The 24,682-nt window shown below is 74.0% G+C and carries 26 protein-coding genes and 1 pseudogene; 10 read left to right on the top strand and 17 right to left on the bottom strand.

Annotated elements, in window-relative coordinates:
- Positions 1–23 precede the first annotated feature (23 nt).
- Complete coding sequence (locus Q0444_RS00675; RefSeq protein WP_067711447.1) at positions 24–227, bottom strand: cold-shock protein; 204 nt, start codon at positions 225–227, stop codon at positions 24–26.
- Between the two features lie 248 nt (positions 228–475).
- On the opposite strand from Q0444_RS00675, the gene Q0444_RS00670 reads away from it, so the two are divergent.
- The gene (locus Q0444_RS00670) at positions 476–2,797 is read left to right on the top strand and encodes a DEAD/DEAH box helicase (protein ID WP_291081197.1); all 2,322 of its coding nucleotides are present in this window, start codon (positions 476–478) and stop codon (positions 2,795–2,797) included.
- 70 nt (positions 2,798–2,867) lie between these two features.
- Positions 2,868–4,130, top strand: coding sequence for a chloride channel protein (locus tag Q0444_RS00665; RefSeq protein ID WP_299020637.1), 1,263 nt, complete (start codon positions 2,868–2,870; stop codon positions 4,128–4,130).
- Between the two features lie 13 nt (positions 4,131–4,143).
- On the opposite strand, the gene Q0444_RS00660 is transcribed toward Q0444_RS00665, so the two are convergent.
- The 7 genes from Q0444_RS00660 to Q0444_RS00630 all read right to left on the bottom strand — a co-directional run bounded on the left by Q0444_RS00660 (position 4,144) and on the right by Q0444_RS00630 (position 8,892).
- Entirely contained in the window at positions 4,144–4,461 is a 318-nt protein-coding gene (locus tag Q0444_RS00660; RefSeq protein WP_299020556.1) for an Rv3654c family TadE-like protein, read from the bottom strand.
- Positions 4,462–4,496: 35 nt separating this feature from the next.
- Positions 4,497–4,856 (bottom strand): TadE family type IV pilus minor pilin, encoded by a 360-nt coding sequence (locus Q0444_RS00655; RefSeq protein ID WP_291083875.1) that lies wholly within the window; start codon positions 4,854–4,856, stop codon positions 4,497–4,499.
- Positions 4,856–5,092, bottom strand: coding sequence for a DUF4244 domain-containing protein (locus Q0444_RS00650; protein ID WP_291083872.1), 237 nt, complete (start codon positions 5,090–5,092; stop codon positions 4,856–4,858). Before Q0444_RS00650 ends, Q0444_RS00655 begins: the two co-directional genes overlap by 1 nt.
- 69 nt (positions 5,093–5,161) lie before the next feature.
- Positions 5,162–5,596: a type II secretion system F family protein gene (locus tag Q0444_RS00645; RefSeq protein WP_299020551.1), complete on the bottom strand. Its 435-nt coding sequence runs from the start codon at positions 5,594–5,596 to the stop codon at positions 5,162–5,164.
- Positions 5,518–6,651: a type II secretion system F family protein gene (locus Q0444_RS00640; RefSeq protein WP_299020549.1), complete on the bottom strand. Its 1,134-nt coding sequence runs from the start codon at positions 6,649–6,651 to the stop codon at positions 5,518–5,520. Before Q0444_RS00640 ends, Q0444_RS00645 begins: the two co-directional genes overlap by 79 nt.
- Complete coding sequence (locus Q0444_RS00635) at positions 6,648–7,832, bottom strand: TadA family conjugal transfer-associated ATPase (RefSeq protein ID WP_291083861.1); 1,185 nt, start codon at positions 7,830–7,832, stop codon at positions 6,648–6,650. The genes Q0444_RS00640 and Q0444_RS00635 overlap by 4 nt, the downstream gene beginning before the upstream one ends.
- Complete coding sequence (locus Q0444_RS00630) at positions 7,822–8,892, bottom strand: chromosome partitioning protein (RefSeq protein WP_291083858.1); 1,071 nt, start codon at positions 8,890–8,892, stop codon at positions 7,822–7,824. Before Q0444_RS00630 ends, Q0444_RS00635 begins: the two co-directional genes overlap by 11 nt.
- A gap of 276 nt (positions 8,893–9,168) precedes the next feature.
- Here Q0444_RS00630 and Q0444_RS00625 point away from each other — a divergent pair, with 276 nt between their 5' ends.
- Positions 9,169–10,008 (top strand): HAD family phosphatase, encoded by an 840-nt coding sequence (locus Q0444_RS00625; RefSeq protein WP_299020544.1) that lies wholly within the window; start codon positions 9,169–9,171, stop codon positions 10,006–10,008.
- Between the two features lie 372 nt (positions 10,009–10,380).
- Here Q0444_RS00625 and Q0444_RS00620 read toward each other — a convergent pair whose 3' ends face one another.
- Positions 10,381–11,139: an oxidoreductase gene (locus Q0444_RS00620; protein ID WP_291083852.1), complete on the bottom strand. Its 759-nt coding sequence runs from the start codon at positions 11,137–11,139 to the stop codon at positions 10,381–10,383.
- Positions 11,140–11,295: 156 nt separating this feature from the next.
- On the opposite strand from Q0444_RS00620, the gene Q0444_RS00615 reads away from it, so the two are divergent.
- The 4 genes from Q0444_RS00615 (at position 11,296) to Q0444_RS00600 (ending at position 15,574) form a co-directional block, all read left to right on the top strand.
- Positions 11,296–11,871: a PRC-barrel domain-containing protein gene (locus Q0444_RS00615; RefSeq protein ID WP_291083849.1), complete on the top strand. Its 576-nt coding sequence runs from the start codon at positions 11,296–11,298 to the stop codon at positions 11,869–11,871.
- Between the two features lie 155 nt (positions 11,872–12,026).
- The gene (gene acs, locus Q0444_RS00610) at positions 12,027–13,994 is read left to right on the top strand and encodes an acetate--CoA ligase (protein ID WP_291083846.1); all 1,968 of its coding nucleotides are present in this window, start codon (positions 12,027–12,029) and stop codon (positions 13,992–13,994) included.
- 81 nt (positions 13,995–14,075) lie between these two features.
- Positions 14,076–14,591, top strand: coding sequence for a phage holin family protein (locus Q0444_RS00605; RefSeq protein ID WP_291083843.1), 516 nt, complete (start codon positions 14,076–14,078; stop codon positions 14,589–14,591).
- A gap of 95 nt (positions 14,592–14,686) precedes the next feature.
- Positions 14,687–15,574 (top strand): alpha/beta fold hydrolase, encoded by an 888-nt coding sequence (locus Q0444_RS00600; protein WP_299020536.1) that lies wholly within the window; start codon positions 14,687–14,689, stop codon positions 15,572–15,574.
- A gap of 220 nt (positions 15,575–15,794) precedes the next feature.
- Here the strand turns inward: Q0444_RS00600 and Q0444_RS00595 are convergent, their stop codons facing one another.
- The 4 genes from Q0444_RS00595 to nth are packed head-to-tail and all read right to left on the bottom strand — an operon-like array spanning position 15,795 to position 19,382.
- Positions 15,795–16,991, bottom strand: coding sequence for a MarP family serine protease (locus Q0444_RS00595; protein WP_299020533.1), 1,197 nt, complete (start codon positions 16,989–16,991; stop codon positions 15,795–15,797).
- Positions 16,988–17,926, bottom strand: coding sequence for an NUDIX domain-containing protein (locus tag Q0444_RS00590; protein WP_291083834.1), 939 nt, complete (start codon positions 17,924–17,926; stop codon positions 16,988–16,990). The genes Q0444_RS00595 and Q0444_RS00590 overlap by 4 nt, the downstream gene beginning before the upstream one ends.
- Entirely contained in the window at positions 17,923–18,591 is a 669-nt protein-coding gene (locus tag Q0444_RS00585; RefSeq protein WP_299020527.1) for a TlpA disulfide reductase family protein, read from the bottom strand. Before Q0444_RS00585 ends, Q0444_RS00590 begins: the two co-directional genes overlap by 4 nt.
- On the bottom strand, positions 18,588–19,382 hold the full coding sequence (nth, locus tag Q0444_RS00580) for an endonuclease III (protein WP_299020524.1): 795 nt from the start codon (positions 19,380–19,382) through the stop codon (positions 18,588–18,590). Before nth ends, Q0444_RS00585 begins: the two co-directional genes overlap by 4 nt.
- A gap of 325 nt (positions 19,383–19,707) precedes the next feature.
- Between nth and Q0444_RS00575 the strand changes: the two are divergent.
- Positions 19,708–20,379 (top strand): annotated as a pseudogene (locus Q0444_RS00575) (Crp/Fnr family transcriptional regulator); the annotation flags it as partial.
- A gap of 191 nt (positions 20,380–20,570) precedes the next feature.
- On the opposite strand, the gene Q0444_RS00570 reads toward Q0444_RS00575, so the two are convergent.
- The 4 genes from Q0444_RS00570 to Q0444_RS00555 form a co-directional block, all read right to left on the bottom strand.
- A complete protein-coding gene (locus Q0444_RS00570) occupies positions 20,571–21,548 on the bottom strand; it encodes a hypothetical protein (protein WP_299020521.1) in 978 nt (325 codons plus the stop codon).
- 239 nt (positions 21,549–21,787) lie between these two features.
- Positions 21,788–22,642, bottom strand: coding sequence for an MBL fold metallo-hydrolase (locus Q0444_RS00565; RefSeq protein WP_291079366.1), 855 nt, complete (start codon positions 22,640–22,642; stop codon positions 21,788–21,790).
- A gap of 4 nt (positions 22,643–22,646) precedes the next feature.
- On the bottom strand, positions 22,647–23,126 hold the full coding sequence (locus tag Q0444_RS00560) for a RidA family protein (RefSeq protein ID WP_299020518.1): 480 nt from the start codon (positions 23,124–23,126) through the stop codon (positions 22,647–22,649).
- On the bottom strand, positions 23,126–23,296 hold the full coding sequence (locus Q0444_RS00555) for a DUF4177 domain-containing protein (protein ID WP_291079368.1): 171 nt from the start codon (positions 23,294–23,296) through the stop codon (positions 23,126–23,128). The genes Q0444_RS00560 and Q0444_RS00555 overlap by 1 nt, the downstream gene beginning before the upstream one ends.
- 66 nt (positions 23,297–23,362) lie before the next feature.
- On the opposite strand from Q0444_RS00555, the gene Q0444_RS00550 reads away from it, so the two are divergent.
- Together Q0444_RS00550 and Q0444_RS00545 are read left to right on the top strand one after the other, a co-directional pair.
- Positions 23,363–24,406, top strand: a complete 1,044-nt coding sequence (locus Q0444_RS00550) for an ArsA-related P-loop ATPase (protein ID WP_291079369.1) — start codon at positions 23,363–23,365, stop codon at positions 24,404–24,406.
- 1 nt (position 24,407) lies between these two features.
- Positions 24,408–24,682, top strand: a 275-nt coding sequence (locus tag Q0444_RS00545; RefSeq protein ID WP_299020514.1) for an ArsA-related P-loop ATPase, incomplete at its 3' end; no start/stop codon positions are given.

Raw genomic sequence — 24,682 nt, 5'->3', positions numbered from 1 at the left:
CGGCCGGATCGATCCGCCGATGCTCAGATGGCGCGGACTTCCTGCGCCTGCGGGCCCTTCTGGCCCTCGCCGACCTCGAACTCGACGCGCTGGTTCTCCTCGAGCGACTTGAAGCCGCTGCCCTCGATGGAGGAGTAGTGGACGAAGAGGTCGGCGGAGCCGTCCTCGGGGGCGATGAACCCGTAGCCCTTCTCCGCGTTGAACCACTTGACGGTGCCCTGTGCCATGTTGTTGCGTTCCTTTTCCGTACTGCCAGGTGCGACTCGCGGGATGTCCACGCGCGCCGGGTCGTCGACCGCCCGCGGGAGGCCCGGGGGCGGAGGCGGCGACCGAGACAAGTAGACCACGGGAACCGCGCCCGGAGAACACGTCCGCGCAGGTCGGTCGGAAGGCGCTCGCGCCCACCTCCCCGGGCCCGGCGCCGTGGCCACGTCCCCACCCTGCACTCCCGGAACCCGTCCCCTACGGTCGAGGGGTGACGACATACGGGCGCGAACTCCTGGGGCACCTGCTCGAGCAGCTTCCCGCCGGGGCGTCCCCCGTCACCCACACTGTCGATCTCCCCGCCCGCGAGGCCCGATACGCCGACTGGCCGGCGTGGGCGGACCCGGGGCTGGTGCGGGAGCTCCGCGGCCGAGGCGTGGACCAGCCCTGGGCCCACCAGGTGGACACCGCCGAGCACGCCTACGCGGGCCGTCACGTGGTGGTGGCCACGGGCACGGCCTCCGGGAAATCCCTCGGCTACCAGCTCCCCGCGCTGAGCGCGCTCGCCGCCGACCGGAACGCGTGCGTGGTGTACCTGGCCCCCACCAAGGCCCTGGGCCAGGACCAGCTGTCGTCGGTGGTGTCGCTGGTCGACGCCGTGCCCGGACTCTCCCACGTGGCCCCGGCGTCCTACGACGGCGACACCCCCACCGATGCACGCCCGTGGATACGGGAGAACTCACGGTGGATCGTCACCAACCCGGACATGCTGCATCTGTCCCTGCTCGGTCGGTCCCGCCAGTGGACGCGCGTCCTGCGGGGGCTCCGCTTTGTCGTCGTCGACGAGTGTCACTCCTACCGCGGCGTGTTCGGCTCCAACGTCGCGCTGGTCCTCCGGCGCCTCGACCGGCTCGCGCGGGCCCTGGGCGCCGAACCGACCTTCGTGCTGGCCTCGGCCACCACCTCCGACCCCGGCGCGGCCGCCACCACCCTCGTCGGGCGCGAGTGCGCCGAGGTCACCGACGACGCCTCCCCCCAGGGCGGACGGACCGTCGCGCTGTGGGAACCCCCGCTCATGGAGGGGCTCGCCGGCGAGAACGGTGCCCCCGTGCGGCGACCCGCCCCCGTCGAGGCGTCGACACTCATGGCGGGCCTGGTCGCCGAGGGCGCCCGGACCCTCGCCTTTGTCCGGTCCCGCGCGGGCGCCGAGTCCACCGCGCTCCGGGCCCGCGAGCGCCTGGTGTCCGACCACGGCGCGCGGGGCCGGGAGCTGGCCGGACGGATCGCCGCCTACCGCGCCGGGTACCTGGCCGAGGACCGACGCCGCCTCGAGCGAGGGCTCGCCGAGGGCGAGCTGGTGGGCGTGGCCTCGACGTCCGCTCTGGAGCTGGGGGTGGACATCTCGGGCCTGGACGCCGTGATCAGCGCGGGCTTCCCCGGGACCATCGCCTCGTTCTGGCAGCAGGCGGGCCGGGCCGGGCGGCGCGGCCAGGGCGCCCTGGTGATCCTGGTCGCCCGCGACGACCCCCTGGACACCTACCTCGTCCACCATCCCGAGGCCCTGCTCGGCCGGCCCGTCGAGGCCACCGTGACCGACCCCCGCAACCCCGTGCTCCTGGCCGGCCAGCTGCGGTGCGCGGTGAGCGAACGCCCGATGTCCCACGAGGAGGCCCGGGCCTGGGGCGCCACGGAGGTCCTCGAGGACCTCGCCACCCGCGGCCTGATCAGGCGCCGGCCCGCCGGGTGGTACCCCGCGGCGGACGACCACACCCCGCACGCCGAGGTCGACATCCGCGGAACCGGCGGGGCGGAGGTGGTGATCGTGGACGCGGTCGACGGCCGGATGCTCGGCACCATCGACTCCGTCCGCGCCCGCTCGCAGGTCCACCCGGGCGCCCTGTACCTGCACCAGGGGGAGTCCTTCGTCGTGGACGAGCTGGACCTGGAGGACGGGCTCGCGCTGTGCCACCCGGAGGAACCGGAGTGGACGACCTCCGCCCGGGAGCAGGTGTCGATCGACCTGATCGAGACCCTCGAAACCGTGACCGCGGGTCCGGTGACCCTGTCGCTCGCCCGGGTCGAGGTGACCGCCAGGGTGACCGGCTACCAGCGCCGTCTCCGCGGCGGCGAAATCCTCGACGTGACGCCCCTCGACCTGCCCGAGACCGTCCTGCCCACCCGCGCGGTCCTGTACACCCTCACCCCGCAGCTGCTGCGGGTGGCCGGGCTGGAGGAGGCGGACTGGCCGGGCGCGCTGCACGCCGCCGAACACGCGGCGATCGGCCTGCTCCCGCTGGTGGCGACCTGCGACCGCTGGGACATCGGCGGCGTCTCCACGGCACTGCACCCGGACACGGGCCTGCCCACGGTGTTCGTCTACGACGGGTACGCGGGCGGGGCCGGGTTCGCCGAACGCGGGTTCCGCCGCGCCCACTCGTGGCTGCGGGCGACGCTGGACGCCATCCGCGCGTGCGAGTGCGACACCGGCTGCCCGTCGTGCATCCAGTCCCCCAAGTGCGGAAACGGCAACGACCCGCTCTCCAAGCCGGGCGCGATCGCGCTGCTGGCCGAGGTCGTGGGGCAGCTCGGCTAGGTTCAGGTCCGTGACGCACGGTTCCCCAGACGACTCACCCGGCGACGCGACCACGCGCGTGCTCGTGGGGATGACGGTCCTCGCGGTGGTCGCCGGGGCGATCACCGGATTCGTCGGGGGCGCGTTCCGGTGGCTCCTCGTGCGCGCCGACCACCTGCGGCTGGACATCGTCGAGTGGTCCCACGAGCTGGGCGGCGCGGGCTGGGTGGTCCCGGTCGTGGTGTCCGCGGTGGCCGCCGGTGCCGCCGGGGTGATCGCGTCCCGGATCCCCCTGTCCGCGGGCAGCGGCATCCAGCACGTCGAGGCCGTCGACCGCGGGGAGAGCGAACCACCCCCGGGCCGGGTCCTGCCCGCCCGGTTCATCGGCGGGCTCCTCTCGATGGGGCTCGGGGGCCTCGTGCTGGGCCGTGAGGGGCCGACCGTCCACATGGGCGCCGCCATCGGGGCGTGGTGCGCGCGGGTGGCGCGCGCCACCCGCGACGAGGTCCGCGTCATGCAGTCGGCCCTGTCCGGCGCCGGCCTGGCGGTGGCCTTCAACGCCCCGCTCGGGGGCGCCGTGTTCTGCCTGGAGGAGATCGCGCACTCGATCAGGCTCCGGTACGTGCTGTGGACCATGGCGGCGGTCTCGACCGCGGTGATGTGCAGTCGGGTGGTCCTCGGCGACGAACCGGACTTCAGGATCCTCGACGTGCCGGAGCCCGCGTTCTCCGCGCTGCCGGTGTTCGTCGTGTTCGGGGGCCTCGTGTCGCTGCTGGGCGTGGGGTACAGCCTGTTGATCCGCCTCTTCCTGGACGCGTCCGACTCGCTCTCGGCCGTCCCTGGCCCGGTCAGGGCCGCGGCCATCGGGGCGGTCATCGGCGGCGCCCTCACGGTGGACGCCGACCTCGTCGGGGGCGGGAACGAGCTGTCCCAGGCGCTGCTCACCGGCCAGCAGTTGACCTTCCTCGCCGTCGTCCTGATCCTGGTGGTCAGGTTCGTCACGGGCCCGCTGTCGTACGCGGCCAACACCCCCGGCGGCCTGTTCGCCCCGATGCTCGCGCTCGGCGCCCTCAGCGGGGTGGTCTTCTCGCAGGCCCTGGACTGGATCCGGCCCGGGATGGGCACCCAGCTGCTACCCGCGCTCATGTTGGTGGGGATGGCCACCCTGTTCACCTCGGTCGTGCGGGCCCCGCTGACGGGGGCCGTGCTGGTCATGGAGATGACGGCCACGACCTCCGTCGCCGTCGCCATGTTCGCCGCCGGAGCGACCGCCGTGATCGTGGCCCAGTTGTGTGGGGCTCCCCCGATCTACGACACCCTGCGCGAGCGCATGCTCGGGACGGACGACCGCTGACACGGGACGAGCCTCAGACAGGCCCCGCCCGGGCCACCGCCGACACCGCCCGCGCGCCGAGGACACCGAGTTCCGCGCGCACCTCCGCCCGGACCACCACGTCCCACCCGTCGACGGTGCACACCGTCACCACCGCCCGGTTCACGGCGGCGACCCCCGAGGCCGCTGCGCACGCGTCCTCCCGCGCCTGCAACGCGTGCGCCCCGGCCAGCGCGGCCAGGTCCGCCGCCGACCGGGCGGAATGTGCGGCGACCGCCGCCCGGCCGACGAGGAGAACGGCCACGGCGACCGCCAGGACGGCGGCCGCGGCGAAGGCGGTCACGACGGTCATGTACCCGTCGTCGCGGTCCCCGGGCCACCGCGCCCTCACCCCGGTGTCCCCGGTTCCACGCGCGCGACCGCGCGACCGGAGAGCACGACGCCCGGCAGGCCGCGGGCGGGGGCGCTGACCCGCGCGGTGACGTACTGCTCGGCGCCGTCGACCGACACCTCCGTCCCCGGTGCCGCCGCGCGCCCCGCCGCGACGCCCTCCCTCGCGCCGGACACCGCTGCCACCCGGGCGGCCTCGCGCGCGGCGTCCACGACCCGGATCTGGGTGAGCGCCGCGGCGGCCCCCGACGCCGCGATCGTGATGACCACGACGAGCGAGGCGATCCCCAGGGCCGCCTCGACCGTCACCGAGCCCTCGTCGCGGGTGGCTGCCGCGCGGTGCCGCCCGGGCGCCATCACACGGAGGTGGTGAGCGCACGCTCGATGATCCCGCCGAGCGCGGCGGGGATCGAGTCGCCGCTGACCACCGTGTAGAGGACGGCCCCGAAGGCCGCGGCGGCGATCGTTCCGACCGCGTACTCGACCGTCGACATTCCGGCGTCGCCGGCGGGCGCGTGACGGAACCTGTGGGCCACCGCGGAACGGATCCGGCGGGCGGTGGTGGTGATCGTGGTGCTGAGTCGGGTGTTCATGATGGTGTTCTCCTTCTTCCTGACCGGGGCGGAGTCTCCGCGCCGGAGTGTGTGGGGCCGGGGCGCCGCTCACGGCAGGACCCCCGGCAGCATCCCGTCGGCCAGACCCGCGACAACGGGGAGGACGCCCAGGCAGATGAACGCCGGGAGGAAGCACAGGCCGAGCGGGCCCGCCACCAGGACGGCGGCGCGTTCGGCCCTGGCGGCCGCGGCGGCATCGGCCTCGGATCGCATCCGGCGGGCCGCGTGCCCGAGCGCGGACTGGACCGACCCGCCGGCCTCCGTCCCGCGGGCGAGCATCGACGCCACGGGGGCGAGCCGACCCGTGGCAGGGAGGCCTCGCCACGCCTCCTCCGGTGTGGCACCGAGGCGGACCCTGGCGGCCACCGACCGCAGCGCCTCGGCGACGTCCGGATCGAGGGGCTCTACGGCGTCGCCGACGGCCGCCAGCGCGAGGTGGGTGGGCAGGCCGGCGAGCAGCGCCGCCGCGAGCAGGTCGAGCATCCGCGCCAGCGGCCCGGTCGCGCCCGGCCGGCCCCCGCCCGCTGGGCCCGGGCCGAGGCGGGCCCGGTCGAGCGTGCGGGACAGCACCGGCATGCCCCGCGGCGGATGCGGGGCGCGGCGGCGGGGTCCGGGGGCCACGTCACGGAGCCGTCCTGCGGCCGGCCCGCGCCCGGCCCCCCGCCCCGGGGCCGCGGCGCCCAGCAGCGGGGCGAGACCCATCCCCCCGCCCCGCCCACGATCCTGTCGGTCCACACCAGGCCCGCCGACAGGAACCCCGCCCCGATCAGGCACAGGATCCCGCCGAGTGGGCCGCCGAGCAGGACGCCCAGGGGGTCGGCACCGAACCCGGACCCCAGCAACACGCCGAACCCGGGCAACGCGGTGAGGATCACGGCGGTCGCCCTGGGCCCGGCGAGGGTCGCGTCCACCCGGAGCGCCCGCTCGCGCCGCGACGCGACGTCCTCCCGGAGCCCGTCCACCACCTCCGCCAGCACCACCCCGTGTCGCGTGGCCAGCAGCCACGCGCTGGCGAGCTCGGCCGCCACGCCACCCGTGACGCCGGCCGCGGACGCCGACCGGCCGGGCCCGGTGGACAGCGCCGCCGCGACGTCCCCGCCCAGCCGGGCGTGGGCGGCCGCACGGTCGAGGACGGCGGCCACCCCGGGATCGCCGGCGCGCGCGGCCTCCGCCGCCCGGTGCAGCGCCAGTTCCGGCCCGGCCCCGGCGCGGAGCGTCGACGAGGTGTCGTCGAGCGCCCGCTCCCAGGATCCGAGGGCCCCGAGCCGCCGCCCGCGGACGGCCGCCCGCCTCCGCAGATCGGCGACCGTGGCCCCCAGCAGGGCGGCCGCACATCCGTGGAGGGGTCCCGCGGCGACCGTGCCCACCACCACGGCGACGGCCGGGACGAGGAGGGGCGTGGGGACCCGCGCGAGCGCCCGGCGGAGGCCGCCCGGGGTCGACCGGGCGGTCCCTCCGAGTCCGCGCAGCCGATCACGCGCCGCCCCGCCCGGCCATACGAGCAGCGCCCCGGCGAGGAGCAGCGCCACGGCCGTCACGGCCGGCGTCCCGCCACGAGCGCGGCGAACCCCGCACGACCGGGGACCTCTCCCCCGTCGGCCCGCCAGACGGGATCGACCACGATCCCGTCCGCCTCGCGGCGGACCACACCCATCGAGTCGACGCCCCGCCGGCCATCCGGGTACCGGCGCATCCCCACCACCACCCGCAGCGACGCCGCCACCTGCGCGGACAGCGCCGCGCGGTCGAGGCCGCCGAGCGCCCCCAGCGCCTCCAACCGCGCGGGGAGCTCGGTGGGCGAGTTGGCGTGGACGGTGCCGGCGCTCCCGTCGTGCCCGGTGTTGAGTGCGGCCAGGAGGTCCGCCACCTCCCCGCCGCGCACCTCGCCGACGGCGATCCGGTCCGGCCGCATCCGGAGCGCCTGCCGCACGAGATCCGACATCGCGACCCCGCCTGCGCCCTCGACGTTGCCGTGCCGCACCACCAGCCGGACGACGTGAGGGTGCGGGGGCCTCAGCTCCGGCGAGTCCTCCACGCAGAGCAGCCGTTCACCCGGGGGGACCAGCCCGAGCAGGGCGGCGAGCAGAGTGGTCTTGCCCGACCCGGTCCCGCCCACCACCAGGTACCCCACCCGGGCCTCCACCAGGTCCCGCAGCATCGGCTCCACCGGCGCGGGGACGGTCCCGGACTCCACGAGCCTGTCGAAGGTCGCCTGCGCCGGTCTTGACACCCGTAGAGACAGGCAGGTCCCGTCCACCGCGACCGGAGGGAGCACCGCGTGCAGCCTCCAGGCCATGCCGTCCCGCGAGCGGACCACCCCGTCGGCCCAGGGCCGGGCGTCGTCGAGACGCTGCCCCGCCCGGCCCGCCAGCCGCACGGCCAGCGCTCGCAGTTCCGCCTCGGTCGGCACCACCACGCCGGTCTCCTCGAGCCCCCGTCCGCGGTCGACGAACGCCGGACCCGGCCCGTCGACCACCACGTCGGTGACCCCGGGGCTCGCGAGGAGCGCCTCGAGCGGCCCCGCACCCGCCAGGTGTTCCCGCACCAGGCGGGCGGTCCGGAGCAGGTCGAGGTGCCCGTGCAGCACCTCGGATTCCGCGCGGACGGCGCGCACCACCTCCTCCGGATCCGGCTCCACCCCGAGACCTGCCAGCCGCGCACGGACCCGGTCGACCAGATCGGTCGCCAGAACCGCCGCCCCCGCCCCGTCACCGGACACCGGGAGGCACCTCCGCCAGGATCGCGTCCGCGAGCACCCCGAGGCGCCGCGCGCGGCCGCCCCTCCCGCGGCCGAGCGATCTGCCGAGCCCGCCGGATCCGGCCAGCCCACGGACGGCCCGGATCTCGGGGAGCACGTGCCACCCCGCGATCCCCGCCGAGTCGGCGACGTCCGCGGCGTGGAGCGGGTCCCCCCGCTGGGTGCGGATCACCAGCGCGCCGCGACGCACGTCCCCCATCACCCGACCCGCCGCGACCGCGCCCGGGAGGTCCGCCCTGGTCACGACGACGACGAGGTCGGCACGACCGAGCACCGGGTCGTCGCCCGCGAACCCGCCCGCGTCGCAGACCACCAGTCCGCCCGCCCCGCGATGCGCCAGCACCGCCCCCAGCGCGCCACCGGGGGCGGCGACCCGACCAGGGACGCCGGCGCCGCCGCCCGACGGCTCACGCCGCCTGGCCCGGGCCAGCACCCGGCACCCCGGCACCACCTCCGGAACCGCCTCCCAGAGCGCGTCGGGGTCGGGGCCGCCCAACTCCGCGCGCACGTCCTCCACCCGCAGCCCGGGTTCCGCCTCCGTCCCCAGCACCAGATCGACACCCGTGCCGCGCGGATCCGCCTCGACGAGCAGGGACCGGCCGGAGCCCGCCGCCCGGATCGCGAGCGCGGCGGCCAGCGTGCTCGCGCCGCAGCCACCCACCGCGCCGACGACCGCGACGAGGACCCCGCCCCGACCGGCGACCGGTGACATGAGTGCGCCGATGAGGTCGGCCGTCCCGGACGGCAGGTGGACCACCCCGTCGTCGTCCCCCCCGGCCCCCTCTGCCGCGACCCGCAGGACGCGCGCCCCCGCGACACCGGTCGCGGACTCGGGCCGGTCCGTCACCAGGACGTCGGCGAGCGTCGCGTCGCGGGACCCCGGGTCCAGTGCCAGCGCCGCGAGGACGGCCCGGACGTCCGCGTCGAGGTCCGGGTCCGCGACGTCGACCGCGACGGCGGCCGCGGGACGCCCGGGGCAGTGGTCGGGGACCGGGTGGGGTGCTCGGGTCTTGGGGGTCACGGGGACCAGAGTGGCCCCCGGCCGGAAGGCGGGCGCCGCCCCGGAGCGCGATCGCGGCGCCGCCTGTGGAGAGACCACGGCCTGTGGAGAGCGCGCCGGACGAGGCGATGAAATGCCGCGAAATGCCGAGAAGCCGCAGCAGGGGGGCGCCGCGGCTTCTCGGTCCTACACAACACCCGGACCGTGGGGGGACGATCCGGGCTTCTCTCGGGGGATGCTCTATGTAAGAGCGTGATAAGTATCACTTGTGGGCGAAACAAAGGCAAGGACCGTATCGTGACCGGTGTGACCGCCCACCGCCGCCAGGGCCCTCGGTCAACCAACCGACCGGGCCGGATCGCCGCGTTCTTCGACCTCGACAAGACCATCATCGCCACCTCGTCGGTGTTCGCGTTCAACAAGTCCTTCCTCGGCGAGGGACTGCTCTCCCGCCGGTCGATCATCGACCTGGCATATACCCAGCTCGCCTACAGCCTCTCCGATGCGGACGACGACCAGATGGTCAAGGTCCGCCAGGCCATGGCCACCGCCACCAAGGGATGGGAACCGGCGGAGGTCGAACGGATCGCCACCGAGGCGCTCACCGAGACGGTCTCCCCGACGGTTTACGCCGAGGCCCAGGAACTGCTCGCCGAGCACCGGGCGCTCGGGCACGACCTGGTGATCGTCTCGGCATCCGGCGAGGAACTGGTGGCGCCGATCGCGCGGATGCTGGGGGTCGACCACTACGCGGGCACGCGGATGGCCCTCGACGCCGAAGGTCGGTACGGCGGATCGATCGAGTTCTACTGCCAGGGCACCGGTAAGGCCGAGGCGATTTGCGGGTTCGCCGACCGGTACGGGTACGACCTCGACGGCTCCTACGCCTACTCGGACTCCTCCACCGACATGCCGATGCTCGAGCTCGTGGGCCATCCCACCGTGATCAACCCGGACAGGGCCCTGCGCCGCGAGGCGCTGTCCCGGGGGTGGCCGATCCTGACCTTCGAGAACCCGACCCCGCTCCTGCCCACCCTCGAGCGCGCGTCCGGCCCGATCGTCGGGCTCACGTCGATCGCGGTCGCGATCCTGGCGGCCGTGGTGTCGTTCGCCCGCGACTCCCGCCGGCACGACTGACCTCACCCGGCAGGAACCCAACAAGTCGCCATGGCCGGAACGACCCAAGACCGCCGGCGATCCTTGTGGGGTCGCACCATCGCCCGCACCGTGCCCCGGGCGGCATGCTCGGGGGACGGTGGCAAAGACGCCAGGGACGCGGCGGAAGAGAAGCCGCGGCCCCCCGCCCCACACCACCGTCATCGACATTCCGGAACCCACGCGACGGATGACGCCCGAGAGGCAACACCAGCCGTGGGTCCGCGCCGGCCGTCACCGACGGTCGTCCCGGACCGGCGACACGGCGGACCACAGGACGCTTGGTACCCGGATCTCTCGATGGAACCGCAGTGAGTTGGCGGGTCGGCCCGGCGCCGGCCCGCCATTCGCTCGTCAGGCCCCTGCCGCGTCGGCGATCGAGGTGGCCTCCCGCGCGCCGGCCTCCAGCGCGCCGCAGCAGTGGCGGATCCACGCCGCGACCCCCTCCTCGGTGCCGGAGACGAATCCGTCCAAGGCCGCCCGGTGCGCGCCGGGGTCCCGATAGAAGGTCACCTCCGGCACGCCCAGGCAATGGGGATCCAGCCCGGTGGACACGGTGACCAGGCGAAATGCGGCCCGGGCCACGAGCCCGTCACCGGACCCGAACGGCCGCAGTCCCGACAACTCGCCCAGGACCACCGCCGCGAGGACCGGAGCGGGCACCCCGGTCCCACCGGTGACGAGTTCGGCGAGCCCCTGGAGCCGCTCCGCCACCCCCGGCTCGGGTCGGGGCCGCCCGAGGGCCTCCGCGTGGACCTCCGGACCGGACGCCGCCAGCAGGTGCAGGTGGGCCAATTCCTGGAGCGGGGACCGGGTCCACACCGCGACGGCCCGTTCGAGCGACTCGCCGGTCAGCTCGCCGGCGACCCGCAGCGCGGCGGTGAGCACCTCGTCGTGTTCCCCGTCCGCGTCCAGCCGCACCGACGCGCCCTCCACGCCGGCCGAGGCCCGCGCCCCGCGCAGGACGGACTCGGCCGCGGTCGTCGGCCACCCGCGGCGGTTGGCGGGGTGGCGGTGCACCGTGGCGAGGGCCGCCCGGGCAGCCTCGGACGACTCGGCCACCCCCGGGAGGGCGACCAGCGGGGCGAGGGGGTCCTGGGCACGAGGGGTCACGCGGTCGAGGTTACCGACCCGCCCCCGCCCGCCGTTTCACGCACCGGAAACCACCGACACGTGGGCGGATCGGCACCCTCAACCGATGTCGAGCTGATGTAATCAGCGTACGCCCGGGACCGCCCGAGCCCGCCCACCGACGACCCCGGAGACCCCGTGACGCTCAAGGATCAGCTCGACGCGCTGCTGGACGCGACCGCCTTCGACTCCACGGGGACGAAGATCGGCGCGGTGCGGCAGGTGTACGTCGACGACGCCACCGGAAAGATCACGTTCGCGACCGTCTCGACGGGGATCTTCTCCTCCGACGCGATCGTGCCGCTCCACGGCGCCCGGCTCCTCGACGAGGAGCTCCACCTGGACCACACGCGCTCGGTCATCCGGGACTCCCCGCGTCCCGATCGCACCGAGGACGGGCTGACCCCCGACCAGGAGTCCACGCTGCTCGAGCACTACGGCATCGAACCGCAGGACGGCGGGCGCGAGACCGCCGCGCCCGAGCCCGAGCCCGAGCCGGATCCGCCCGCCGAGCCCGAGGTCGCGCCCGGGAAGAAGACCACCCCGCCCGCGCCCGGGAAGAAGACCGAGACGCAGACCACGGAGGAGACGACGACCGCGACGACGACGAGGTCCGCGAACGAGGCGTCGGCGACGCCGCCGGCGAGCGGGGCCCGGCCGGCCGACGAGCCCGGAGTCGATCGCGGCGGATCGGCGCCGACCGACGACGCCTGACCGGGCCGGCCCCCTCGCTCACCCCCTGGTCCCCCCGTCGGGTGCGTTGCCGACCGCAGCATCGTCCATGTGACTACGCTCACACGCAAACGGTCCGGTCGTCCCCGCCGTGTCGACTCCGGCCGCCGTGAACCCAACCACGAGGAGAGCTGCTGATGACCGCTTCCGATCACGACCTGTCCTTCGATCCCGACCCCGCCTTCACCGCCCAGGCCAACGCGCAGGCCGACCTCTACGACAGGGCCTCCGCCGACCGGCTCGCGTTCTGGGACGAGCAGGCCCGCCGGCTGGACTGGTCCAAGGAATGGTCCGAGGTGCTGGACTGGTCGGACGCGCCGGTCGCCAAGTGGTTCGTGGGCGGCGAGCTCAACGTGGCCTACAACTGCGTGGACCGCCACGTCGAGGCCGGAAACGGCGACCGGGTGGCCATCCACTGGATCGGCGAGCCGGAGGGCGACGCCCGCGACATCACCTACGCCGAGCTCAAGGACGAGGTCAGCCGCGCCGCCAACTACCTCGACTCGCTCGGCCTGGTGGCCGGGGACCGCGTGGCCATCTACATGCCGCTGCTTCCCGAGGTGTACATCGCGATGCTCGCGTGCGCCCGCCTCGGTCTGACCCACTCGGTCGTCTTCGCCGGCTTCTCGCCCAACGCGCTGCGCTCGCGCATCGACGACGCGGAGGCCAAGGTCGTCATCACCGCCGACGGCCAGTTCCGCCGCGGCAAGCCCGCACCGCTCAAGGCCGGGGTCGACGACGCGCTCTCCGGCAACGGTGTCGACGCCGACGGCCGCGCCGAGTCCGTGCAGACGGTCCTCGTCGTGCGCCGCACCGGCCTCGACGTCGAGTGGACGGACGGCCGCGACGTCTGGTGGGACGAGGTCGTCCCGCAGCAGTCCGCCGACCACACCCCGGAGGCCTTCGACTCCGAGCACCCGCTCTTCCTGCTCTACACCTCCGGCACCACGGGCAAGCCCAAGGGCATCGTCCACACCACCGGCGGCTACCTCACCCAGGCCTCCTACACCCACCACAACGTGTTCGACCACAAGGCCGGGGAGGACGTCTACTGGTGCACGGCGGACGTCGGCTGGGTCACCGGCCACACCTACGGCGTGTACGCGCCGCTGTCGAACGGCGCGGAGTGCATCGTCTACGAGGGCACCCCCAACTCCCCCGACGAGCACCGGCACTTCCAGATCATCGAGAAGTACGGCGTCACGATCTACTACTCGGCGCCGACCCTGATCCGCACGTTCATGAAGTGGGGCACGGAGATCCCGGCCGCGCACGACCTGTCCTCGATCCGCCTGCTCGGCTCGGTCGGCGAGCCGATCAACCCGGAGGCGTGGCGCTGGTACCGCGAGAACATCGGCGGCGGCAAGGCCCCCATCGTCGACACCTGGTGGCAGACCGAGACCGGGGCGATCATGATCTCCCCGCTGCCGGGCGTCACGGCGACCAAGCCGGGATCGGCCATGCGGCCCCTGCCCGGGATCGAGGTGGCGATCGTCGACAGCGACGCCAAGGAGGTCGCGGCCAACGAACAGGGGTTCCTCGTGATCACCGACCCGTGGCCCGCCATGCTCCGGGGCATCTGGGGCGACATGGACCGCTACCGCGACACGTACTGGTCCCGGTTCGCCGAGGAGGGGTACTACTTTGCCGGTGACGGCGCCAAGTGGGACGCCGACGGCGCACTGTGGGTGCTCGGCCGCGTCGACGACGTCATGAACATCTCCGGGCACCGCATCTCCACCTCCGAGGTCGAGTCCGCGCTCGTCGGCCACCGCGCCGTCGCCGAGGCCGCCGTGGTCGGCGCCAACGACGAGACCACCGGGCAGGCGATCGTCGCCTACGTGATCCTGCGCGGCAACGTCGACGCCGAGGAGGACCGTCAGGCGCTCATCAACGAGCTGCGCGCCGAGGTGTCGCGGGAGATCTCCCCGATCGCCAAGCCCCGCGACATCACGATCGTCCCGGAACTGCCCAAGACCCGCTCCGGCAAGATCATGCGTCGGCTGCTCAAGGACATGGCGGAGGGCCGCGACGGCGGGGACACCTCGACCCTGTCCGATCCGACCATCATGGAGCAGATCAGGGAGAAGGGCACCCGCGGCTGACCGGGTAGCGGGTGAAGGCAGCCACGTGTCGTGGCACGATGGACGGCGGTGCATCCGTCGCCTGACAATGGAGGAACAACCGTGAGCCACGCCCAGGGAACCCACACGCCGACCGGGGCCTCGATCCCTCTGCATGACGCGGACTCGATCGGCCGGGGCGACGCCAGCATCGGAACCCTGGTCAAGAACGCCTCGACCCAGGTGTCGACGCTGCTGCGGGCGGAGATCGAGCTCGCCAAGACCGAGGTGGCCGAGCAGGTCAAGAAGGCCGCCACGGGGTCCGGCTTCTTCGTCGCCGCGCTGGTCCTGCTCCTCATGTCGTTCTTCCCGTTCGTGTTCATGTGGGCCAAGCTCATCTCGATGTGGTTCGGCACCAAGACGTGGGACTGGATGGGCTTCCTCATCGTGTTTGTGGTCCTGGTGCTCCTGGCCGCGCTGTTCGGGTTGCTGGGCTACCGCAAGGTCAAGAAGATCCGTAAGCCGCAGCGCACGATCGACTCGGTGTCGGACCTCAAGCTGGCGATGCCCACCGGTGCCGAGCCCAGGCCCGGGACGGTCCGCACGACCGAGACCCCCCTGCCCGCCGCGACCCGCTGAAGACTCCCGGTCACAGGCCGCCCGACCCGTCGATAGTCAGGATCGACGGGCCGTGGCGGCATCGTGACGTCTCGGCCAACGGAATCCGCCTCCATGTGGCGGAGTCCCTGCCGGCCGACACGGTCCCCGGGGTGCTCCCGCCGCTGGTCGTGCTGATCCACGGCCTGGACGGCATCTGGTGGACCATGCGCGCGCCCATGGTCGCGCTCGCCGAGGCGGGCTTCCACGCGGTGGCCGTGGACCTGCGCGGTCACGGCGACTCGGACAAGCCGCCGAGGGGGTACGACGCCTGGACGCTGTCCGCCGACATCACCAACCTGATCCGCGCTCTCGGGCACTCCTCCGCGGTGATCGTGGGGCAGGGGGAGGGCGGATTCGTCGCGTGGACCGCTGCGTACCGGCGGCCGCGCGCGGTGCGGGGCCTCGTCGTCGTCGGCTCCCCCCACCCGCTCGCCACCCGCCACGCCGCGCTCCGCGACCCCGTGCAGCGCCGCGCCCTGGCCCCCCGCCTCCTGGCGGACCAGGCCCCCCGCCTGCCCGAACGCCGGCTCACCGCGAACGGCGCGGCGGCGGTCGAGGACACGCTCCGAGCCCGCTCCGGGCGGTCCTGGCCGGAGACCGCCGACTTCCGCGAGTCCGCCGCGCTGCTCCGGCGGGCCATGCTCATCCCCAAGGTCGCGCACCTGTCGCTGGAGAGTCGGCGCTGGATGGTCCGCAGCCAGCTCCGCCCCGACGGTCGCGACTTCCGGCGTACCGTCTCCCGCGTGGTGGACCAGCCGGTGCTGGGCATCAGCGGCGCCGAGGACACGTTCATCCGGCCTGAGACGGTGCGCGCGTCCGCCCGGTGGGCCCGCGATTTCCACGCCGAGCTCGTCCCCGGGGCCGGCCACTACCCCGCGATGGAATCCCCGGCCGCGACGTCCCGGCTGATCGTGGACTTCGCCCGGCGCGTGAGCGGACCCCCGTCCGGTCCGCCCGGCTAGCGCACCCGGCCCCTCCGCCCCGCGGCGTACGCTGCCCCTCCGCCCCGCGGCGTACGCTGCCCCTCCGACCTGCGCTGCCTCTCTGCACGCGATTACCGGGGTCGCGCTGCGGGAATGGACCATTCCGCCAGCGCAAGCCGGGGAGGCAGCGCAAGCCGGGGAGGCAGCGCAAGCCGGGAGGCAGCGCTTGTCTCGGGGAGGAGGGCTCGCAGCCCCTGGGTCAGCGGGCCCCCACGCAGGAGCCCGTGCCGACCGGCGACACCGAGGCCACCGCCGCCTCCAGCTGTGGCAACACCTGCTCGACGGTGAGCGCGTACCCGGTGTCGGCGGCATCCATCGCGGCGCCGAACACCACACCCACGACCTCGCCCTCCGGTGTGATCAGCGGCCCGCCCGAGTTGCCCTCGCGGACCATGCCCCGGAGGATGTACACCTCGCGCTCGACGGTCTGCTCGCGGTAGATGTCCGGACCACGCAGCGTCACCCGCTCCCGGATCCGGGCCGAGTCCGCCCGGAAGGGGCCGTTCCCGGGGAAGCCCACCACAACAGCGTCGTCGCCGGTCCGGGACCGCCGCTCGGCGAAGGTCAGCACCGGCGCCTCCAGACCGGGCACGCGGAGGACGGCGATGTCGACCCGCGGGTCGTAGACCACCACGTTGGCGTCCAGCTCCTCGTCACCGACCACGACCCTCACCGAGCCGGTGCCCGCCACCACGTGCGCGTTGGTCATGACGAGCCCGGGGGCGGCCACGAAGCCCGACCCCTCGAGCGCCCGGCTGCAGGACTCCGCCCGGCCCAGGATCTTGAGCACCGACGGCTCCACCCTCGCCACCACCTCGGATCCGGCGAGAACCGGGTCCGGCGGCGCGACCTCCTGCATGGGGGTGGTGCCGAACGGGCCGAGGATGTCCGGGAACCCGGTGGTGCCGAGCATGGCGGTGAACGCGGCGGGGATCTTCTGCAGTTGCTCGGGCGCGACGTCGTCGATCTTGGCCAACACCGAGGACCCCCGCACCGCCTTGCCCGGGCCGGGGCCCTCCTGGGCCGCGATCGGGACGGCCACGAGCCACGCCACGAGCAGCACGGCCGCGGCCTGGAACACGGCGCCGACCGTGCTGTCGAGGAGCTTGGCCCCCGTGCCGGAGATGTAGCGTCGGGCGGCGCGACCGATGGTCACACCGGCGACCTGGCCGACGATCACCATCACCGCGATGATCGCGAGCCCCGCCACGAGCCGACCCACCGGCGCGTCGATCTCGCGGACCAGGTGGGGCGCGACGAGAAGCCCCGAGGTGGCGCCGATGCCCACGCCCAGCAGCGCGAATCCCGAGGCGGCGGCGCCGTTGATCCAGCCGGAGATCGCCGCGGCCGCGGCGAGGGCGTAGAGCGCGAAGTCGAGCCACTGCGAGCCCGTCACCGGTATCCCCTGCGGGGGTTGTCGGCGGGCAGGTCGAGCGGCTCCTCGGCGGTGGCAGGGACGGCGGTGGCGGGGGCCGCGTCCGGGAAGGCGGACCGGGCTCCCGGCACCCCGGCGACCGTCCGGTCCGCCAGCGGGTCGGAGGACTCCCGTCGCGCCTCCTCCGCCGACATCCGGTACCGCTCACCGTTCGCCGAGGCCGCCAGCGTCTCCTCGAGGTCGCGGATGTCGGTGGTGTCCCAGTCCAGGTCCCAGCCGGCGGAGTGGAACATCGCCGCGATGATCCCGGCGGTGAAGCCCCACACCACCAGGTCGTCGTGGAGGAACGCCGGTCCGGTCCACCCCGTGGAGTGCCGCAGCAGGAAGCGGTTGGCCGGGTCGAGGAGCTCGCCCACCGGCACCGTCATGACGCGCGAGGTCTCGCCGGCGTCCACGACCCCCACCTCCATCGGTTCGCGCCAGTACCCCAGCACCGGGGCCACCGAGTAGTTGGAGACGGGGATGTACAGCTCGGGCAGCACCGCGAGCACATCCACGCCCGAGGCCTCAAGTCCCGTCTCCTCCCACGCCTCGCGCAGCGCGGCCTCGACCGGGCCGCTGTCGGTGGGGTCGACCCCGCCGCCGGGGAACGAGACCTGTCCCGAGTGGCTGCGCAGCGTGGGCGCGCGGTGGGTGAGCAGGACGCGGGCGTCCTCCGGGGGCGTCGGGCCCGGCGCATCCGCGGAACCGGAGAACAGCACCAACACGGCGGCGTCGCGGTGCGGGCGCCCCACCTCGTTGGGCCCGCGGTCCTCCGGGGGCCTGCGCCTGGGCAGCAGCCCGTCGAAGCTGCCGTCGGTGCACGCCGCCATGAGCGGATCCATCCAGCCGGGGTGCGGAACGCCGGTCACGTCGCCGGGCCGGGGCACCGGCCCGCTCCGCCCGGTGCCGGTCACGCGGCCACCCCCAGGTACTCCTCCACGGCGTCGAGCACGTCCCGCTCGCTGTCCATCGGTTCGACCAACACGTGCGCGACGGTCCCGTCGGCCCTGACGAACACCGTCAGGGGCAGGACGGGCGGCGCGCCCAGCAGGGTCGGCAGCTCCTCGTCCTGGTCGGAGACGGAGATCAGCTCGTCGATCCCGAGCGCGGCCAGGGTGTCGAACCCCTTGGTCTCCGACGGGTCGGTGTGGGAGAGCACCACCGCGACGTCGCCGCCGAGCGCGGCCTGCGCGTCGCGGATCGCGGGCAGCTCGCGGCGGCACGGCTCACACCAGTACGCCCACAGGTTGACCACCATCGGCCGGCCCGCCTGGATCTTGCCGAGCGTGGTGGTCGACCCGTCGTCCATGCACCGCACCATGAACCCGGCCACCGGGCCGTCGGTGGTGGCCGGAACGGCGCTGTCGCGGCAGGCCGGCAACCCGGCCGAGGCGCGGGTCCCCGCGTCGACCACCGTCTGCGGCTCGTCCGCCGGGGGCGCGCCCACCGGCGGCGCGGTGGGGGTGGACGCGGCTCGGCCGCCGGCCTCGTCGTCGTCGGCCAGGGTGGAGAGGAGGGCGACGACGACGCCGCCCAGCGCCACCAACGCCCCCGGGGACCATCTCAGCGAGGCGCTCACGCCCGACCCCCCACCCCGCCCAGTCCCAGCAGGTGGTCGCGTTCGGGTCCCGCCACGAGGCGGGCGGCGGCCACGGGATCGAGCGGGCCGGCCTCGCCCGCGGAGGGGCAGTCGTCGGCCAGGACGCACGCCCCGCAGGCCGCCGTCCGCGCGTGGCACACCCGACGCCCGTGGAAGATGATCCGGTGGCTGGCGTCGGTCCAGGTCGCCCGCGGGAGCAGGCGCGCCACCTCACGCTCGATGCGCACCGGGTCCGTGGCCTCCGTCCAGCGCCACCGCGCCACCAGCCTCATGAAGTGGGTGTCCACGGTCAGGCCGGGCACCCCGAACGCGTTGCCGAGCACCACGTTGGCCGTCTTCCGTCCGAAGCCGGGGAGGGTGACCAGGTCCTCGAGCCGCCGCGGCACCTCGCCGTCGAACCTCTCCACCAACGCCGCGCCCAGGCCCTGGATGCTCCGGGCCTTGTTGCGGTAGAAGCCGGTCGGCCGGATCAGGGCCTCGAGCTCCTCGGGGTCCGCGGCCGCGTAGTCGGCGGCCGTGCGGTAGCGGGCGAACAGCGCCGGCGTGACCTCGTTGACGCGCTTGTCCGTGCACTGGGCCGACAGGATCGTGGCCACACTCAGCTCGAGCGGATCGGAGAAGTCCAACTCGCAGTACACGTGGGGGAACGCCTCCTCGAGGGTGCGGAGCATGCGGCGGGCTCGACGGGTGCGCCCGAGGTCGGTTTCCACCCCCCTCGCGGCCGCTCCCCGTCTGCGGCGCGTCGTGGAGGCCGGGGCGGGGTCGGGCATGAGTCCACATTACGGCCCGCCGGACGAGCGGGTCGGCCCCCCGCCGACACGCCGGCTGTGTGTACCGGCGTCCGGGGGTGTTTACTCGGGGGCATGCAGGGAATCCTCGTCGTCCTGGTCCCGGTCCTCCTCGCCGGTTTCGCACTCCTCATGGACCGGTTCGAGAACGCGATCCTCGACCAACCAGAGCAGATCGACGACTGACGTCCCGCTCCGACCGCGCGTTGGGCACATCTCGGGCGATCTACCGGCTACAGTGGCTTTCGCCACACGCACGCCATGGCGCGGACACCCATGTCCACGCCCGAACGGAGGGTCACAGACTGTGACGATCGATCGCCGCACGGACCAGTCTGCCGACGACGTGCTCACCCGGGCCGGAATCTTCCAGGGTGTCGAACCCGCCGCGATCTCGGCGCTGCGAGCCGACCTCACCGCCGAGGAGTACTCCAAGGGTGACGTGATCATCCGCGAGGGCGAGCAGGGCGACAGCCTGTACATCGTCACCTCCGGCAAGGTGAAGCTCTCCCGCAAGGCCCCGGACGGCCGCGAGAACCTGCTGTCCATCCTCGGCCCGTCCGACATGTTCGGCGAGCTGTCCATCTTCGACCCGGGCCCGCGGACCTCCTCGGCCGTGTGCGTGACCGACGTGGCCGTGCAGTCCATGGACCGCTCCGCGCTCAAACGCTGGATCGCCGAGCGCCCGGAGATCTCCGACCAGCTGCTCCGCGTGCTGGCCCGCCGCCTGCGCCGCACCAACAACAACCTCGCCGACCTGATCTTCACCGACGTCCCCGGCCGCGTCGCCAAGGCCCTGCTGCAGCTGGCCCAGCGCTTCGGCACGCAGGAGGGCCCCAACATCCGCGTGACGCACGACCTCACGCAGGAGGAGATCGCCCAGCTCGTCGGCGCCTCCCGCGAGACGGTGAACAAGGCGCTGGCCGAGTTCGCGCACCGCGGCTGGCTGCGCCTCGAGGGCAAGAGCGTCATCATCTCCGCCCCGGAGCCCCGGCCCCGCCGCCCCCGCCCCCCCCCCGCCCCCCCCCCCCCCCCGCCCCCCCCCCCCCCCCGGCCCGCGCCCCCCCCCCCCCGCCGGCCGGCGGAATCCGCTACTCCCCTGCGCGATCCGCTGCCTGTAACCGGGTAGCGGACCACGCAGGTCGGTAGCGGATTGTCCGGTGGGGTGGATCACGCGCCCGGGCCGAGCCCGAGCCTCTCCTGGCGACGCATGGCGCGTTCGACCTGGTCGACGATCCGCCGCGGATGTCGCAGGTCCTCCCAGGTCCACCGGAGAACAACGAACCCGGCGTCCTCGATCTGACTCTGTCGACGTCGTTCGGCGTTCCAGGAACCCCTGATCTGCTCCTGCCCGGTTCCGTACTTGGCAAAGCCGTCGGCCTCGCCGACCAACCGCCACTCTCGCCAGTAGAGGTCGACGCGGAATCGTTCGCCCCCACGCACTCCGAGCCACACCTGGAGCTCCGGTTCCGGCACGCCGCCCAGGACGAGGATCACCCTGATCAGGGACTCGAGCACCGACTCCGCGAGACCCGAGGTCAGGGCGGGCAGAGCGCGGGCGCGGGCCGCCCCGGAGCGACCCCTCGCGGCGTCCGCCTCCGCCTGCAGATCGCTCCGGGTGACCAGGCTCCGCCGGATCGCCGCATCGCCCGCGCACACCCCGCTCTCCAGACTGACCGTGCGTGCCACGTCGATGATCGTCCGCGCCGGCGACGTCACCTCAATCCCGTCCACCACCGTCGTCGACCCGACCACGGGCAGGTTCCAGCACGTCAACGCGCTGCTCCGACGGCTACCTCCGCCCGGACGGTGCCTGGTGGCGGACGGCCTGTCGAGCGGGACACCGTGGAGTGGCAATCCGTGCAGCGCGAGCGCGGAGCCGTGCGAGATGACCGTCCCCGGCTCGATCGCCCGCGCGGCCGCCCGGGTGCGGTCGAGGAAGTCCCGCCGCGCCGCCTCGTACGACGGGACACCGGCGACTGATCCGGGTTCGTCGTCACGCTCGATGTACAGGCCGGAGCGCAGCCGCCGCAGCCGCCCGCGATCCACGAGCTTCGCGGTCTCACGCCGGTCGATCCCGCGGGCGGCGAGATCTGCGGGCGACAGGAGGGCCGGCGGTATGTGGTCGTTTCCAGACGAGTGGGCCATGGGGTCGATCGTCGCGCCCGCGGCATCCGCGCCCGGACCGGCGAGCTGGGATTATCCGGGGGCCTGTGGATGGCTCGGCCCCCTGTGGACAACCACCATCCACCCCCCATCCCCGCCGATCCGCTACTCCGCTGCACGATCCGCTCCCCGGATGCGAGTAGCGGACCGTGCAGCGGAGTAGCGGATCGCGGGGGGCGGCGGGGAGCGGGCGGCGGGGGGTCAGGCGTCGGGGGCGGGGGTCAGGCGTCGGGGGCGTCGAGGCGGTCGAGGTGGCGCAGCGCCACCAGCGTCGACTGCTCGGCCACCATGAGCAGGAACGGCGAGACATCGCGGTAGATGTGCCGGGTGATGGCCTCGGCCGAGGCCTCGCGGCCCAGCTCGGCCCGCGCGGCCACGATCTGCTCGAGCCGGTCCCGCCGGTGCCGTCCGAGCACCTGCGCGGCGCGGCCGGTGTTCTCCACGTCGGGCCCGTGCCCCGGGATCCCGATCACCCCGTCGGCCCGCGCGGCGAGCAGATCCATGCTGCCCAGGTAGTCGCCGAGGTCGCCGTCGGTCGAGTCCAGCACGGTCGAATCCCGGCCGAGGATCGTGTCCCCCAGGACCACGCAGTCCGGCGGAGCGGTGAACCCGGTGCCCGCGACCCGCACCTCGAGGCTGACCGAGTCGGCCGTGTGCCCCGGGGTGCCCAGCACGATGATGTCCAGGCCCGCGGCGTGGATCACCTCGTCGTCGTCGCCGCCCGTCACCAACGGCGCGGCGTCGCGGCAGAACCGCTCCTGCACGGCCCGGACCGGGGCGGCGGTGAACGTGCGCAGGTGATCGATGCCGTCGGTGTGGTCGCCGTGGCGATGGGTGACGACGACGAGCTCGATCTCGCCGACGATGGCCGCGATCCGCTCGGCGTGCGCGAGGTCGTCCGGCCCCGGGTCCACCACCACGCAGGTGGGCGACCCGGGGGCCCGCAGGACGACCGTGTTGGTCCCCTCGAAGGTCATCTCCGAGGGGTTGTCGCAGAGGATCACCCCGGCCAGGTCGGTGACGGGGCGGAGCGTCTCGTACGCCGGGAAGCCGATCGGGGCCAGACCGCCGCTCATCGCCCTAGCCCTCGACCTCGACGATGAGCTCGACCTCGACGGGCGCGTCGAGCGGCAGCTCGGAGACGCCGACCGCCGAGCGGGCGTGGACGCCGGCGTCGCCGAAGATCTCCCCGAGCACGTCCGAGGCCCCGTTGACCACCGCGGGTTGGGCGTTGAAGCCGGGGGCGGAGGCGACAAAGCCCACGACCTTGACGATCCGCACCACCGCGTCGACGCCCACGAGCGCGTCGACCGCCGCGAGGGCGTTGAGCGCGCAGGTCCTGGCGAGCCCGGCCGCCTGCCCCGGGTCCACCTCGGCACCGACCTTCCCGGTGGCGGCGAGGGCGCCGTCGACCATCGGCAGCTGACCGGAGGTGTAGACGTACGCCCCGGTCCGCACGGCGGGGACGTAGTTGGCCACCGGCGGCACGACCGTCGGCAGCGCGATGCCCAGCTGCTCGAGCTTGCGGCTCCAGTAGCCCGCGGACTCCGAGTCGGGCATCAGAGCTGCCGCTTGAGGTAGGCGACGTGCTGCTCGCCGGTCGGGCCGGGCAGCACCGACACCAGCTCCCAGCCGTCACTTCCCCACTGGTCGAGGATCTGCTTGGTGGCGTGGGTGAGCAGCGGGACGGTGGCGTATTCGAACCGGGCTGCGGAGGTGGCTTCGCTCATGCCCCCCACTCTAGGGAAGTCGAGAGCGTCACGCGTGCGGTGGCGTCTGCGTTTACTGTGGAGCGCATGCCAGCCACTGAGAGTCCGGGAACGCGGGCGACCATCGCCGACGAGCTGTCCACCGGGTGGGCCGACGGGTCCGCCCGAGCAGAACTCCACTACGTCTCCGGGAAGGGGGGCACGGGCAAGACCACGGTCGCGACCGCGCTGGCGCTCGCCCTGGCCTCGACCGGGAAGCGGGTGCTGCTGGTCGAGGTGGAGGAGCGGCAGGGCATCGCCCGGATCTTCGACCGCGCGCCGCTGCCCTACCGCGAGGAACTGGTGGCCCGGGTCGACGGCGGCGGGAAGGTGTTCGCGCTGGCGATCGACGTCGAGGCGGCGATGCTCGACTACCTCGACACCTTCTACCACCTCGGCGTGGTGGGCAAGGTCATGAAGTCGGTGGGCGCGATCGAGTTCGCCACGACCATCGCCCCCGGCCTCAAGGACGTGCTCCTCACCGGCAAGGTCTACGAGGTCGTCACGCGCGAGCACGCCCGGAAGGAGGTCGTGTACGACGCCGTGGTGGTGGACGCGCCGCCCACGGGGCGGATCGGCAAGTTCCTCGACGTCACCACCGCGATGGCGGACCTGGCCGCGGGCGGCCCGATCCGCCGTCAGGCCGACGCGGTGTCCGAGCTGGTCCACTCCCCGCGGACCGTGGTCCACCTGGTCACGCTGCTCGAGTCGCTGCCGGTCCAGGAGACCGTCGAGGCGATCGCCGAGCTCAAGAGCCACGGCCTGCGGGTCGGTCAGGTGATCATCAACCGGGCCGAGACCAGGCACCTGGACGACGCCGCGCTGGAGCGGATCGCCGAGGAGGAGATCGACGCCGCGGCGGTCCTCGCCGGCCTCGAGGTGGCCGGGGTGGAGCTCGACGACGAGGGCCTGCAGGGGCTCCTCGTGGAGGCCATCGAACACGCCCGCGTCGCGCGCGGCCAGCTCAAGGCCGGCGACACCCTGACCTCCTCCGGCTGCCCCACCCTCGTGCTGCCGGCCCTGCCCAACGGGGTCGAGGTCGCCGACCTCTACGACCTCGCCTCCGCCCTCGTCGACCAGGGAGTGAGCTGACATGACCCGTCGCCTCGACATCACCGCCATGCTCACCGACCCCGCGACCCGGGTGGTGGTCACCACCGGCGCCGGAGGAGTGGGCAAGACCACGACCGCCGCCGCCGTGGCGCTGCGCGCCGCCGAACTCGGCCGCGACACCGTGGTCCTCACGATCGACCCCGCCCGGCGCCTGGCGCAGGCCCTGGGGATCGACGACCTCTCCAACGAACCGTCCCGGGTGGAGCTCGGCCCGGAGCACGCGGACTCGGGCGGGTCGCTGCACGCGATGATGCT

It is taken from the genome of uncultured Dietzia sp., assembly GCF_937873725.1.
GTDB lineage: Bacteria > Actinomycetota > Actinomycetes > Mycobacteriales > Mycobacteriaceae > Dietzia.
This window is presented reverse-complemented; position numbering and strand designations above follow the sequence as displayed.